This window comes from Pantoea sp. MQR6, assembly GCF_022761075.1.
Classification (GTDB): Bacteria; Pseudomonadota; Gammaproteobacteria; order Enterobacterales; family Enterobacteriaceae; genus Pantoea; species Pantoea phytostimulans.
Genome location: NZ_JAKYXB010000001.1, coordinates 1,445,383 through 1,458,443 on the forward strand (window position 1 = coordinate 1,445,383; position 13,061 = coordinate 1,458,443).

Below are 13,061 nucleotides of genomic sequence, written 5' to 3' on the forward strand. Positions count from 1 at the left end.
ATGCTACTCAATATAGATGAAATACAAAAAAAAGTTGACGAGATGATTTTAGACGCTGGTCTCCCAAGATTTTCGGTTAATCTTTGTACCGCTCCTATTGGTGATGGCACTCCATATATTACATTTGAAAATAATGTATATAATTATATTTATTCAGAAAAAGGCTATGAATTCTCGAGGAAAGTTACTAGATCGTTAGATGAACTACTTTATTGGATCATGTCAGCGCTTGCTTATAAAACAGCATTCCAATATGAGTTAGAGCACAGGGTGAAAGGCAGAGATGGAAGACGCATTGCTTTTCCAAAATTCATTGAATTAATGGCGAATCTGAATTCAGCATGGGAACCAGAAGCACGACATGAAATTCAAAAAATTCTGATTGAATCGCCCTACGACGATAGCCTTTATCTATAGGTGAGCGGCTGGCCGCCGGTGTTGGCATCTTAGTGCGGCGTGGCGCACAGGCTGCGCCTCTGCTGTGGGCTTCAGTAATCGTTCTTCAGCATCGCAGTCGCCGCCGTCCGTGGCGGCTCCTCGTCTGTCCTGGCCTCAGCGGCAATCCTCAGCAAACACCTCAAAGGGTGGTCGGCCGTTGACCTCCGCTTAAAGCGTTCATGCCCGCCCGGCTGCGTCTGCCCGTCACGGCTCGCACTGCGTTGCTCGTTCCCGTGTCGGTCAGCTTCCGCAACCCGCCCCGGTTGTGTGTGGTCATGCAAAATCAAACCCCGGTCTGGCGGCAGTGCAACATACGGGCCTCGCTAGCCCGCGCCCGGCCAACCTGTAGCGGAGCCACAGCAAGCAGCGGCCCCGCTACAGGTTCGGGTAATGATGGTGGTCACAAAACAAAATCAGGGGATTACCAGCGGCTGACGGCACCGTTTACTGCCGCGCATTAAAATCCTCTCCTCCCTGCTTATGCTATTGCTGGCTCTAGTACTCAGTACCGGGGCGTGTGCGTCCGTGGGTGAAAAGTGCGTATCAGGGAATTTTACCTGGCCGGGAAGTGAGTACTGGGCGAAGACGTCTTCGGAAGGCGCACCGCGTCTGGCATTGCTGTGTCCGGTGGAGAAGTTCACGCCGGATAAAGTTGTTGTGGAGAAAAATGCGCTGAGTCTGGGGATGCAGCAGTACGGCATGTCTCAGAGTTCACTCGGTGCGCAGATGCTTAGGGATGGCGCAGGAGTAGATCAGATATCTGAAGCTTTAGCGAAAGCGGCTAAAGGAGATATGCCGGAAGGCCAAGATGCGGTTAAAGGTCTGTTGACCGCCTGGGGTGAGTTCTTCGGGGTGCCGGTCAGTGCGTTGACGTCGAATGAAACGATGACGCCGACGAAAGCCGCGGAAATCATAGCTAGCGGTATGCCGACCAGTGAAGCGAAGCTGGTGCAGTATGTTCTGGCTAAAGCGTATTTGGCTGTTTCTGAAAGTGCTGGCTCAATTAAAAATGTGAATCCAGGGTATCCTGAGCCAGGCCGCACACATAATTGTGTGAACTGCTCTGTTGCCACAGATGCTACGTTGGCTGGAAATCCTGCATCGGCTTTGCCTGTCAATCATCAAAATGGTATTCCCTTGACCGTTTTGGAAAAACAATATGGTAACAAATTCAAATACGTATCTTCGTCTGAAAATATTATGCAGCAAATGGCAGATGCAGGTTCTGGGTCGAGGGGGATTGTTTTTGGCTCATATGGCCCAGGCCAGCCTGGGCACGTATTTAATGTTGTAAACCAAAATGGTACGATCCGATTCCTTGATGGACAAACCGGTAAACCTGCCGATCTTAGCCAGTTTAAATCATTCCAATTATTGAGAACGAACTGATGATTAATTTTGATGAGGCAGTAGAAAAAGCGACAAATTATCTGAAAGATGCAGATATTCCTGTAGTTATTACGCTTCAGGGACGTTTTGCAGAAGGATGGTTTTTTTGCTTTCAATCCCGCGAATATCTTGAGACTGGAGAGTTTTCCGCTCAACTCGCAGGGAATTCGCCGTTCATAATTGATAAAGATACTGGTGAAATACATGAGCTTGGAACAGCCTACCCCATAGAAAAGTACCTACAGGACTACGAAGAAAAGAAAAATAACCTGAACTAGCAAGATCCCGGCTGATTAGCCGGGATCTTTGTTTTTACGCTGTGAAAACCCATCTTCCCGTCGCCGTAACTGGATCATGTTAGAGGCTGTGGTGAGCTTCAGCACAGTCGCTCATGAGTGGTTCATGTAATGAGGCCCGGCCATAGCGCCGGTTTTTTTATGCAAGTCAGTCGACAGAGCTAGTAATGAGATCTCCGCAAAAACGCCCACTGGCTCAAAAGGTAATCCGCTAAATATTATAGATGGTCAGAATAAGCCAGTAATGATAGGAAATCGTGACTACTCTGGGCACTCATTAGACCGTATGCAGAAGCAGGGTATAACGCCTACTACTGTGGAAAATGCAATACGACCAGAAAATGCGATACAAGGTAAACGACCCGGTACAACAGCTTATTATGACAGTAAGAACAATATAACCGTTATTGCTGATACCAAAACTGGCACAGTCGTAACTGTCGACTTTGGAAGGATAAAACAATGATTTTACTGTCAGATATGAATATCAGTGAGTACGATGAACGCCAGATCTCTCTGATGAAAGAAACATTGTCCCTTTTTGAATCAGGGAAAGTTACTCTTAAAAAACTGATTGATAATTTAGAAGGTTTATTATTTTGTCTACAGTCGGTAGATATTCAGTGGAAAAACGATTTCCATGAATATTGGTTCGTATTAGAGCAGATATATGCTGTTGCTTTGTTCAGAAATGAATCTATTTCTCCAGATGATCCTGATTTACTTGATGCTCTGAGGCATCTTAATGAACTATTAAGCAAATAACCTTAGAGATCCCGGCAAAATTGCCGGGATCTTTTTTTGTCACTCAGTCGCAAGCCGGATCACCAGTTGCCCCCGCTCAACAGCGATAGTAACTGGTGTATCTATCCCAAATCCCGCCTCGGCCAGCCAGTTGATGGAGAAGACAGTAGCCAGCCGCATCTGTGCGGGTTGCTGGAAGTGGGCGATGTGAACCGGTCTGGGGCTGAGCAGTCGGCCCCCGGTCGGGGTGTGGTCGATAGTCAGTCGGATAGTGGAAAAGCAGCTTAAGGCCAGACGGCACAAGGGTTAGCGGCCCACGCAGCGGTAAATGCCGCACTGGCAGCGGCTCAGGGGAATAATGCTCTCGTTGGTGCGGGCGGTGCCGCGACGGCGGAGATGGTCGGCATGATAGCCGTAAATGCTTACGGCAAACCGGTCAGCGAGCTCAGTGAGACAGAGAAGCAGACGGTAAGCGCGCTGGCGACCTTGGCAGCTGGCCTCGCGGGCGGTCTGGCTGGCGGTAGTACGGCGGATGCGGCTGCAGAGGCTCAGGCGGGTATGACGACGGTGGAGAATAACTATCTGAGCAGTAAGCAGATAGAGGCCAGGTCCGCTGAAATGAAGCAGTGTCAGGCTGGCGGCGGCGACTGCGGCGGCATTGTCACCAAGTATGAAGAACTGAGCACCGCCCAGCAGAAGCAGCTTATCAGCGACTGCGTGACCAGTCCGGCGACCTGCCAGCAGAAATACGGTGATGTACTTACCGACAGCATGGCGGTGAAACAAGCGCTGGATCGGGCGATGGGCGAAGATATCCCGATCAGGATGGTCTACGATCTGACAGCGACCTGGGCGCATCAGATGGACGCTGACGGGATCGTTGCCAGCAATAAAGTGTCAGAGCAGATTATGGCGAAATATGGCCTTGATCAGGCTCAGGCAGATATTATTGCAGGCGTGGCGTTAAGTGCGCTGGGTGGAGTGAGTAAGGCCGGGAAGCCTAATTACATCTTAAATAAAGATGGAGCAATGCTTGGTATAAATGGTCCAACGGTTCCAAGCAAAACCTTATGGATGGGGAAAGGAAAAGAGAGGATAGATGTTGAGAATCCTGCGCCAGGAAAAAGAGCTGGTCAAATACATTATCAAGATAGTAGTAATAACAAATATTATTATGATCCGATAACACAAACATTCCCCGGAGCACCTAAGGGTGTAAATGATAAGCTGAATGATCCTGCTTTTAAAAATGCGATCGATAAAGGCATAAAAAAATATCTTGGAGAAAAATAATATGCTAACCAATAGATTAATGCGTACCCAGCTTGTCAAGATTAATTGGACGGAAATAGGAAAAAACTGCCTGACTTATGAGCTAGAAAGTATTGTATCTGAAGGTTTTATTGAAATTTGCGGGTGTTTTTTGTCCAAAAAATTATTTTCATATTGCCAATCAAACTCTCCTGACAATTTTGAAGACGAAATTTCATTTGAATGCTTTGTAAACTCTTTTCATATGGATGATTATGTAAATGAAAGATATTTTGAATATTCAATTATTTTTAGTAATTCCATAATTAAAAAGTGGAATGAAATATATGTTGATAAATTAAACGTTATTATATCTCTGGATGATGAGACATTGTTACCAACAATTAAATTTCATCTAAAAAGAGACGGTCTTTCATGGTTGGATGAACATAACCTTGATGCGAGTATTCAGGCAGTTCTAATAACTACAGATGAAATTACCATAGCTCAAACTTAAGTAAAACAGAAACCCCAGCCAATCAACTGGGTTTTTACTATGCATACCAGTCAGTTAACCTTCATCCGCCAGCCGGATAATCAGCTTTCCAGCCTCCGGGATCACCTTGATCCTCTGGCCGGTCTCAAATCCAAAATCTGCCATCCAGTGCCCCTTAAGGGTGATGGACGGTGACGGCTGAAACTTCTGCTGATCCCGGATGTAGCTCCCGGTATAACGCCGGGCTTTGGTTGAGATGTGTTCGCACTTATGATGTTGCGCAGCCATAGTAACTACCTCATATAGTTGTTGTGGTCAGCGGGCCGAAAAAACAAAGCTTACACAGCAGCTTTAGCATCAGGTGGATTGTTATATTTACCTGGTGGAATGCAGATGACAGCGGGTATTGGCGCAACCGCAAATGCGGGTATCCAATACCTGGTTAATGGAGCAATAAATCCAACAGATGTTCTAATTGCCGGTTATGTAGGTGCATTTACTGCAAATACAGGCTTCCTTGGAACTGTAGGTTGGAATGCGACAGGTGGCGTGACATCAAGCTATCTGATCGGAGATGACCCGATAAAAGGTGGTGTAATAAGTGGTGCTGCTTCGGGGTTCGGTTATGGAATCGGTAAGGCGGCCACAATTTCATTAGATAAATGGGTAAACCCAGCATGGAAAAATTACGAGTGGGTTGATATGGATATGGGGATAAGTAAGCCATTACCTTTATCACCAATACCCGGAATATCCGGTAATGCTATTTCATCAATAATTACAGAAGCAACTGGACAAGGTGGTTCTAAAGCTACGAATAGCTTGCAACTGGGGAATGAAAATGAAAAATAACTTTTACCGTTGGCTCGCTGTTTTTATGGTTCTGATGATAATAATGAGTTTAAGTTCATTTTTTGCACTATTCATCAAACCCATTATTTTTTATTTTGAAACAGGTGATATCAATATTTCTGTTGTTGATATTTTGTTTTTGAGCATTAAAATTGGTTCGTTTGTTAGCGGTACAATCGTCCTTGGATTATGGATTAAATATCGATTTAATATCTAATAACATAAACAATCTGGGCCAGAGTAGCCAGCATGAGGAATAATTTTTTCGGAACTGTTGGGTGGGAAATATCAGGTAGCGCACTAACTTATCAAATAAATGGTGATGACCCATTAGTAGGGGCAAATAGAGAAGCAAACGGTGAGCGCGCTCGCTCCCCTGCCGGCTGGGTTTGCGGGTAGTCTGTCTGGAGGTAATACGGCGGATGCGGTTGCGGGAGCACAGGCCGTTAAGACAACGGTTGATAATAATGCGTTCAGTCTGGGAACGGGCATGACGAGTATTGGTGCGGCGAATTAATCGTGGAATCAGTACGCGGAAAATAACAATCTGACACCGGAACAGAAACAAGCCGGACTAGATAAGATCGCCAAAGGTGATTTGCCTGAAGGTGCGAATATTACCAAAGCTATTGTCGAAGGTTATAAGGATGGTGTTTTGGTAGCAGGTGCGACTTATCTTGGGCCAGCGGCGTCTCTTGGTCAGTTTGTAGCCGGAGCGGCGATAGGCAGTGGCGCAAACACGGGCTACCAGTTCTATGAAATGAGCAACCAAGGCAACAAAAATAAGGCGTTTGATTAATGGAGTGCTGCGGCGGCGGGAGCAACCGGCAGTCTTGCTCCGGGACGTGGTCTATGGACAAACGTTGGGATTGCGCTGGGAGGAACAGCATTTACTAATGGGCCTAATCCTATAGCATTATCTGGTGCTGGAGTAGCCTCTGGATTAAGCGGTGCATTCGGCAAATTTGCTCCTATTGGAGTTGATAAAATCATCGACGATAATAGTGTGCCGGGCTTAGCGTACGATATCATTGGTGCAGGTGATTTTGAGTTTATCAATGGATTTGTTAAGGATGGATTAAACAGCCCTCCTAAAGATGAGAAAGGAAATGAGAAGTAATGATTAAATATATAAAGCTATTTATTTATTCTTGCATTTTTTGCGTGCTGGCCAATCTGATTGTGGGGGTGGGCGGAGCAGCATTAATTTATATATCCAAGGGGCATTTTTACTATCCATTTCATCAGGTGATAAGAGCTATTTCTTTTGGGGTAATTGCAGGCTCAGCCATTACACTCGCAGCAATTTTATTTAAACTTATCGATATGTTTAAAATAAAAAAACGTTAAATACACCCCATTCCTTTTTGGATGGGATCTTTCAAACCTGCCAAACGCACACACCTACTCGTTAGATAATTGGATTTTGGTTATCCCCCCGCCATTTAAAATATTTTCAACCCTGATAAATTGACATAAATATTAAATATGGAGGTTTTTTATTTATAAAAGTGGACCCACAGCAAAATAAATTGCTGGTGAATCTGTTGGGAAATATGCGCCCGATTTGTTAACGCCATGAGTAGGATCTTTTTCGGGCTTAGCGGATTTTTATTACCAGAAGCGATATTGCTGATCCAGCTGATGAATCGATTCCTGACGCTCCATACTTTCACTTTCTTGTGATTTCACTGCTAACAGCAAATCCGCATCTTCCTGACAGATAACATACACCGACTGACGTCCCGGCAGATTCACGGTAATAATGCTCTCCTCAACAGCATCAAGCACTTCATCATGTTGGCTCAAATAACTATAAACGTGTTCCACAATTATCTCCTTATATTGAAAGACGCGCAGTGTACGAAGAGTTGTAACTTACTATCGACAAAACCTGATTGATCTTGAACGCATTCTGACTTCTGAACTTGCTGCACTCTGACATGCGTAGTTGACTATTTTATGACAGCAAACCGTGATTCATCCGATCTACCCGCGCGGCGCATCTTCTCTTTCAGCGTATTTTCTCACAGCGACAACCCGTCGTTGATAAAAACGGGCGCGCTGCAACGGCTGCAACACGCCCGAGAGATTAGAAGAAGCCCAGCGGCTGAATGCTGTAACTTACCAGCAGATTTTTGGTTTGCTGATAGTGATCAAGCATCATTTTGTGGGTTTCACGGCCAATGCCCGATTTTTTGTAACCGCCAAATGCCGCATGTGCCGGATAAAGATGGTAACAGTTGGTCCAGACGCGTCCGGCTTTGATTGCCCTGCCCACGCGATAGGCGCGGTTGATGTCACGCGTCCAGACGCCGGCGCCCAATCCGTAAATCGAATCATTGGCGATGCTGACCGCTTCCGCCTCATCTTTAAACGTGGTGATACCGATCACCGGCCCAAAAATCTCTTCCTGGAATACCCGCATGCTATTGTTGCCTTTCAGCAGCGTCGGTTGAATGTAATAGCCGCTGGAAAGCGATCCTTCCAGTTTTTCCACGCCACCGCCCACCAGCACTTCTGCGCCCTCTTGTTGCGCAATCTCCAGATAAGAGAGGATCTTATCGAACTGCTGCTGTGACGCTTGCGCACCAATCATGGTTTCGGTATCCATCGGATCACCACGCTTGATGGTTTTGATGCGTTTTAACACGGCGGCCATGAAAGGTTCATAAATTGATTCTTGCACCAGCGCACGGGAAGGACAGGTACAGACTTCGCCCTGATTTAGGAAGCCGAGCACCACGCCTTCTGCGGCCTTCTCAATAAAGCTCTCTTCCGCCTGCATGATGTCTTCAAAAAAGATATTCGGTGATTTTCCGCCTAACTCAACGGTAGAAGGAATCAGGCTTTTCGCTGCCAGTTCGAGAATATGGCCGCCCGTGGCGGTTGAGCCGGTAAAGGCAACTTTGGCAATCCCAGGATGCGAGGCCAGTGCTTCACCCGCTTCTTTACCGAAGCCATGCACCACGTTTATGACACCCGGAGGTAATAGATCTTTGATCAGATCAACAAAAAGCGTGATAGAAAGCGGCGTCTGTTCTGCGGGTTTTAACACCACGCAATTGCCTGCCCCCAGCGCCGGAGCGAGTTTCCACGCCGCCATCAATAGCGGGAAGTTCCACGGGATAATCTGCGCGACCACGCCCAGCGGTTCATGGAAATGATAGGCCGCAGTAAACTCATCAATCTCTGCCGCACTGCCCTCTTGCGCCCGCACGCAGCCCGCAAAATAGCGGAAATGGTCAACAGCCAGCGGCATATCAGCAGCCAGGGTTTCACGTACGGGTTTGCCATTATCCCAGGTTTCGTTTACAGCAATATATTCAAGATTCTCTTCCAGCCGATCGGCAATTTTTAACAGCACCAGTGCGCGCTGCTGCGGCGAGGTTTTCCCCCATGCATCAGCGGCAGCAGCGGCGGCGGCCACGGCATTATCGACATCAGCGCTATCGGAGCGCGGAAACTCCCCCACTGTTGATCCGTTCACTGGCGAGGTATTGGTGAAGTAGTTGCCATTAACCGGCGCTACAAACTCACCGTTAATAAAGTTGCCATAGTTTTTTTGTAGCTGAATGAGAGAACCTTGTTCTCCGGGAGCGGCGTAACGCATGGTGTTTCTCCTTGTAGAGTGCAGGATGTAACAACAATTAAACTTATTATTAACATGGCTGATCTTCGTCAGACTGTCAGATTTAGAGAGAGGAAACTGTGACCGCGACGAAGGAATAGTTGCGCGACGTAAAGCTACAGATAATTCCGACTTTTCCCCGCTGCGCTCACATAAAAGAAACTTGTCGCTGAGAAACAGTCAATATGAGGAAGTATTCATACAGGAGATCAGCATGCTGGCTTCGGCTTTTACCTTAATGCGCAAAAAAGCAGACTTCGTTCATCAGTTCATTCGTAATCCGCGCAAAATGGGCAGCATTACGCCTTCGTCAGGCACACTGTGCCGAGCCATGACCCATTCAGTCGCGTGGGATAATCAACTGAATATTGCGGAGTTAGGTGCAGGTGATGGGGTCTTAACCCGCCAACTCCTGGCGCGTATGTCGCCGGAAGCGACGCTGGATGTGTTTGAGATCAGCGGTTCGCTGGCAGAGAAACTCATCGCAATGGACGATCCTCGCATGACGGTTCGTACCTGTTCAGCGGAATACCTCAACGGGAAATACGATGCCATTTTCTCTGGCCTGCCGCTGTTATCACTGCCACCTGCTTTGCGTGATGCGATCCTGCGAGCAGTATTTAATGCGTTAAGCCCAACCGGCGTATTTGTACAGTTTCAATATACGTCACTGACGCAACCCGATCTGTCGCGCTATTTCACCTGGGAACGCCAGCGGGTGCTTAAAAACGTGCCACCCGCCTGGGTTTATCGCTGCACGCGCCACTATGCGCCTTGAGCCTGCTTGATTGCCGGGCGCGTCTGTAACCAGAACGCGCTCAGCAACTCCCGCGCCCAGTCAGCGTCTTCTGATTCTGCCCCGCTCATTTCCACACCTTCTGGCAAACAGGCACGCATGATCTGCTGAGTAAATTCTGGGTGAAACTGCACAGACAATGCCTGCGGTGAATAGCGCACGATTTGATAGCCATCTTTGGCAGAATGCGCCAGCACCTGCGCCTGCGGCGGCGGTGTAATCACCGATTGTCGATGTGAAAGCCAGACACTGAAAGATTTGGGTAGCGCGGACAGCAGCGGATCCTGTTGCGCCTGCGCGCTGCACACCAGCGGCAATAAACCGCGTTCCCAGCCTTGCGGATTGTCTGCCACTTTACCGCCTAGCGCATAGGACATCAGCTGATGCCCATAGCAAACGCCAAGCAATGGCAACTCAGCGTCGATAGCGGCGCGTACCCACGCTGCGCTGCGCTCGCTCCATTCGGCGTGGTCAGTCACCATCGCCCAGGAACCACTGAGAATAGCAGCGGAAATTTGGCTAAATTCAGGCAGCGCTTCACCCAAATGCGGGCGCACAATAACGTACTCATCGGGCTGTAAATCTAACGCGTCAATAAACCAGGCGGGCTGTTCGCCAATTTGTGCCACGACGTTTGCGGGAGGAACTTCTAGCTGAATTAAGGCAAGGGGTAATGCAGGCGTTTTTATCATACCGAATCGAATCCTCTGCGAAGTGGGCGTTTCGGAAAATCAGTCTGCCAGCAATCGCCTTAAAAGTCTTATGATTTTCCATTGGAAGTAAAAACAGAAAATATCTTTCATCTCCTGACAGAATGCCCCCAGATCGTGCCATCATTAGTGTGCAAAGGTAACTAATTAAAGGATGGTATTGTGGCGGCGCGGCATTTTTTTCTGGTCTTAATGGTGGTGTGTATCTGGGCCTTCAATAACGTAGCAGTGAAATGGGGCTTGCTGGAGTTACCGCCGCTGTTCCTGACGTGGATGCGTTTCGTGGTGGTCGCCATTATTTTGGTGCCGTTCTGCCGTATAAACCGGCAGCAATTCCCCTGGCTGCTGCTGCTGGCCTTCACCTTCGGTTTTATGCACTTCTCGTTGCTGTTCGTCGGAATGCGCTACACCGATGCCGGAACCGGCGCGATTGTGGTGCAGCTCGGCACGCCGATTGCCATGTTGCTGGCGATGGTGGTGCTGAAAGAGAAGCTAAAAATGGTGCAGCTGTTTGGCATTTTGGTTTCACTGAGCGGCGTGGTGGTGCTATCCGGCAGCCCAACCATTCCTACGTGGTGGGTACTATGCCTGCTGTTGTGCAGCGCTACCGGCTGGGCCGTCAGCAACCTGATCGTCAAAAAATCACCCTCGATTAAACCACTGACCATGACCGGCTGGATTGCCTTTTTGGCGGTTCCGATTGTTGGCGTTGCTTCGTTAGTCATGGAATCTCATCAGCTGACGGCGTTGAGTCACGCAGGCTGGCGCGGCTGGTTTGCCATTTTTTACAGCGCTATCGCCTCGTCGATTGTTGCTTACACGCTGTGGTACATGCTGTTGAAAAAATACAACGTCAATTTGATCATGCCCTACTCGCTGCTGACGCCAGTCTTGTCGGTCTTGATGGGGATTGTGGTATTGGGTGACAGTCTGAACAGCTTTAAAATTATTGGCGCCTCGCTGGTGATTTTGGGAACAGCGATTGCCGTGATTAACCTGCGTAACCTGCGCATGCACGCACGTTTCCCGCGTCTTCGTCGACGTTAAAGCAGCGTGCTATGCTTGAGAGAACGTGATTCTCAGGAGCATAAACATGGACCATCAGCTCGCCGCGTCACTTTGGCAGCAGATGTGGCAAGGATTGCGCGGCAATATTGCACCGCAACCGTTGCCCACCTTTGTTGATACCCGCACATTTCCCTCCGCTTATGCCGTCAGCGAACTGGCGGCCAGCAGCCTTGGCCTGGCGACCCAAGCTGCCGCAAACCTGATAACTTCATCGCAGCCCGTTGAGATAAACGTGCGGCTGGCTTCGCGCTGGTTTCAACACAGCTTCATGCCTCTTAACCGCCCTGCGCCCGCGTTGTGGGATCCGTTTGCGGGCGATTACGCCAGCGCGGATGGCTGGATACGTTTGCACACCAACGCCGCCCATCATCGCCAGGCGATGGAAAGCGTGCTGGGCCGGCATCCCGATCGCCAGGCATTAGCGCAGCAGGTGGCGCGATGGCAGACGACTGAACTGGAACAGGCGATTATTGCTGCTGGCGGTTGTGCCGCTGAGATGCGCAGCGCAGAAGCCTGGCAGCAGCATCCTCAAGGCCAGGCGGTGAATCAGGAACCGCTGATCGCCTGGCAAACCACTGCGCCCGGCCCTGTCCCCACCTGGACGTTGCCTACTGCACGTCCGCTGTTGGGCATCAAGGTATTGGATTTAACCCGCATTATTGCCGGGCCCGTTGCAACACGCTTTCTTGCCAGCCTCGGCGCGAATGTGCTGCGTATTGATCCACCCGGCTGGCAAGAGCCGACGCTGGATGAAGAGATCACCTGTGGCAAACGTCGTGCGGTGCTGGACTTAAACCTTCAGGCGGATCGCGAGACGTTCACTCAACTGCTGCGTGAAGCCGATGTTTTGGTGCAGGGTTATCGCGCCGATGCGCTGGAAAAGCTTGGATTTGATGCCGAAACGCGGCAGCAGCTGGCGCCCGGTTTAGTGGATGTCAGCCTGAATGCATGGGGATGGCAAGGCCCATGGCGTAATCGTCGGGGTTTTGACAGCCTGGTACAGATGGGATGCGGCATTGCTGAACAAGGCATGCGCAGTCAACACAGCAATAAACCCACGCCGCTGCCCGTGCAGGCGCTGGATCATGCCACCGGCTATCTTATGGCGGCTGCGGTGCTGGAAGGATTGCGTCAGCGTAAAGAATCAGGCAATGGCAGCCAGGCGCGTTTATCGCTGGCGCGAACAGCATTAATGTTGCAACAGCATCGCTATCCCGAGGGAAGCCAGCAATCCGGTATTCATGCTGAAGTCAGCGATAATCTGGCGATGTTTGAGTTAACGCAATGGGGTTTGGGCGTGCGCTTGCGTTCTGCGGCTTACCTTCCTGGCACCGCGCTGATCTGCGCGACGCCAGGATGCTTGCCGGGTACGCATCCGGCGAGCTGGTAA

17 protein-coding genes are annotated in these 13,061 nt (G+C 49.2%); 12 read left to right on the forward strand and 5 right to left on the reverse strand.

The window, feature by feature from the left end:
- The 4 genes from MUG06_RS06645 (at nucleotide 1) to MUG06_RS06660 (ending at nucleotide 2,888) form a co-directional block, all read left to right on the forward strand.
- A complete protein-coding gene (locus MUG06_RS06645) occupies nucleotides 1–417 on the forward strand; it encodes an immunity 63 family protein (RefSeq protein WP_243078114.1) in 417 nt (138 codons plus the stop codon).
- Nucleotides 418–963: 546 nt separating this feature from the next.
- Complete coding sequence (locus MUG06_RS06650) at nucleotides 964–1,827, forward strand: toxin glutamine deamidase domain-containing protein (protein WP_243078115.1); 864 nt, start codon at nucleotides 964–966, stop codon at nucleotides 1,825–1,827.
- Nucleotides 1,827–2,105 carry a YrhB domain-containing protein gene (locus tag MUG06_RS06655; protein WP_215847003.1) on the forward strand — a complete coding sequence of 93 codons (279 nt, stop codon included), beginning with the start codon at nucleotides 1,827–1,829 and terminating at the stop codon, nucleotides 2,103–2,105. The genes MUG06_RS06650 and MUG06_RS06655 overlap by 1 nt, the downstream gene beginning before the upstream one ends.
- Before the next feature lie 480 nt (nucleotides 2,106–2,585).
- Entirely contained in the window at nucleotides 2,586–2,888 is a 303-nt protein-coding gene (locus MUG06_RS06660; RefSeq protein ID WP_215847004.1) for a hypothetical protein, read from the forward strand.
- A gap of 39 nt (nucleotides 2,889–2,927) precedes the next feature.
- Here MUG06_RS06660 and MUG06_RS06665 read toward each other — a convergent pair whose 3' ends face one another.
- The gene (locus MUG06_RS06665; RefSeq protein ID WP_243078116.1) at nucleotides 2,928–3,047 is read right to left on the reverse strand and encodes a SymE family type I addiction module toxin; all 120 of its coding nucleotides are present in this window, start codon (nucleotides 3,045–3,047) and stop codon (nucleotides 2,928–2,930) included.
- 225 nt (nucleotides 3,048–3,272) lie between these two features.
- Here MUG06_RS06665 and MUG06_RS22795 point away from each other — a divergent pair, with 225 nt between their 5' ends.
- Both MUG06_RS22795 and MUG06_RS06675 read left to right on the forward strand, forming a co-directional pair.
- Nucleotides 3,273–4,160, forward strand: a complete 888-nt coding sequence (locus tag MUG06_RS22795; RefSeq protein ID WP_279233925.1) for a VENN motif pre-toxin domain-containing protein — start codon at nucleotides 3,273–3,275, stop codon at nucleotides 4,158–4,160.
- A 1-nt stretch (nucleotide 4,161) separates the two neighbouring features.
- Nucleotides 4,162–4,635 carry a hypothetical protein gene (locus MUG06_RS06675; protein WP_243078117.1) on the forward strand — a complete coding sequence of 158 codons (474 nt, stop codon included), beginning with the start codon at nucleotides 4,162–4,164 and terminating at the stop codon, nucleotides 4,633–4,635.
- Between the two features lie 54 nt (nucleotides 4,636–4,689).
- Here MUG06_RS06675 and MUG06_RS06680 read toward each other — a convergent pair whose 3' ends face one another.
- Complete coding sequence (locus tag MUG06_RS06680; RefSeq protein ID WP_243078118.1) at nucleotides 4,690–4,902, reverse strand: SymE family type I addiction module toxin; 213 nt, start codon at nucleotides 4,900–4,902, stop codon at nucleotides 4,690–4,692.
- A gap of 105 nt (nucleotides 4,903–5,007) precedes the next feature.
- On the opposite strand from MUG06_RS06680, the gene MUG06_RS06685 reads away from it, so the two are divergent.
- From MUG06_RS06685 to MUG06_RS06700, 3 genes are all read left to right on the forward strand, one after another.
- On the forward strand, nucleotides 5,008–5,466 hold the full coding sequence (locus MUG06_RS06685; protein WP_243078119.1) for an adhesin: 459 nt from the start codon (nucleotides 5,008–5,010) through the stop codon (nucleotides 5,464–5,466).
- Between the two features lie 598 nt (nucleotides 5,467–6,064).
- Nucleotides 6,065–6,265, forward strand: coding sequence for a hypothetical protein (locus MUG06_RS06695; protein ID WP_243078121.1), 201 nt, complete (start codon nucleotides 6,065–6,067; stop codon nucleotides 6,263–6,265).
- A 320-nt stretch (nucleotides 6,266–6,585) separates the two neighbouring features.
- Entirely contained in the window at nucleotides 6,586–6,816 is a 231-nt protein-coding gene (locus MUG06_RS06700; protein WP_243078122.1) for a hypothetical protein, read from the forward strand.
- Nucleotides 6,817–7,080: 264 nt separating this feature from the next.
- Here MUG06_RS06700 and MUG06_RS06705 read toward each other — a convergent pair whose 3' ends face one another.
- Together MUG06_RS06705 and MUG06_RS06710 are read right to left on the reverse strand one after the other, a co-directional pair.
- A complete protein-coding gene (locus MUG06_RS06705; RefSeq protein WP_243078123.1) occupies nucleotides 7,081–7,296 on the reverse strand; it encodes a hypothetical protein in 216 nt (71 codons plus the stop codon).
- 262 nt (nucleotides 7,297–7,558) lie between these two features.
- Entirely contained in the window at nucleotides 7,559–9,079 is a 1,521-nt protein-coding gene (locus MUG06_RS06710; RefSeq protein WP_243078124.1) for an aldehyde dehydrogenase family protein, read from the reverse strand.
- A gap of 232 nt (nucleotides 9,080–9,311) precedes the next feature.
- Between MUG06_RS06710 and MUG06_RS06715 the strand changes: the two genes are divergently transcribed.
- Nucleotides 9,312–9,875, forward strand: a complete 564-nt coding sequence (locus MUG06_RS06715) for a methyltransferase (protein ID WP_243078125.1) — start codon at nucleotides 9,312–9,314, stop codon at nucleotides 9,873–9,875.
- On the opposite strand, the gene MUG06_RS06720 is transcribed toward MUG06_RS06715, so the two are convergent.
- Nucleotides 9,863–10,585, reverse strand: a complete 723-nt coding sequence (locus MUG06_RS06720; RefSeq protein WP_243078126.1) for a glutamine amidotransferase — start codon at nucleotides 10,583–10,585, stop codon at nucleotides 9,863–9,865. The genes MUG06_RS06715 and MUG06_RS06720 overlap by 13 nt on opposite strands.
- Before the next feature lie 180 nt (nucleotides 10,586–10,765).
- Between MUG06_RS06720 and MUG06_RS06725 the strand changes: the two genes are divergently transcribed.
- Nucleotides 10,766–11,650, forward strand: a complete 885-nt coding sequence (locus MUG06_RS06725) for an EamA family transporter (RefSeq protein WP_243078127.1) — start codon at nucleotides 10,766–10,768, stop codon at nucleotides 11,648–11,650.
- 46 nt (nucleotides 11,651–11,696) lie between these two features.
- Nucleotides 11,697–13,061 carry a CoA transferase gene (locus MUG06_RS06730; RefSeq protein WP_243078128.1) on the forward strand — a complete coding sequence of 455 codons (1,365 nt, stop codon included), beginning with the start codon at nucleotides 11,697–11,699 and terminating at the stop codon, nucleotides 13,059–13,061.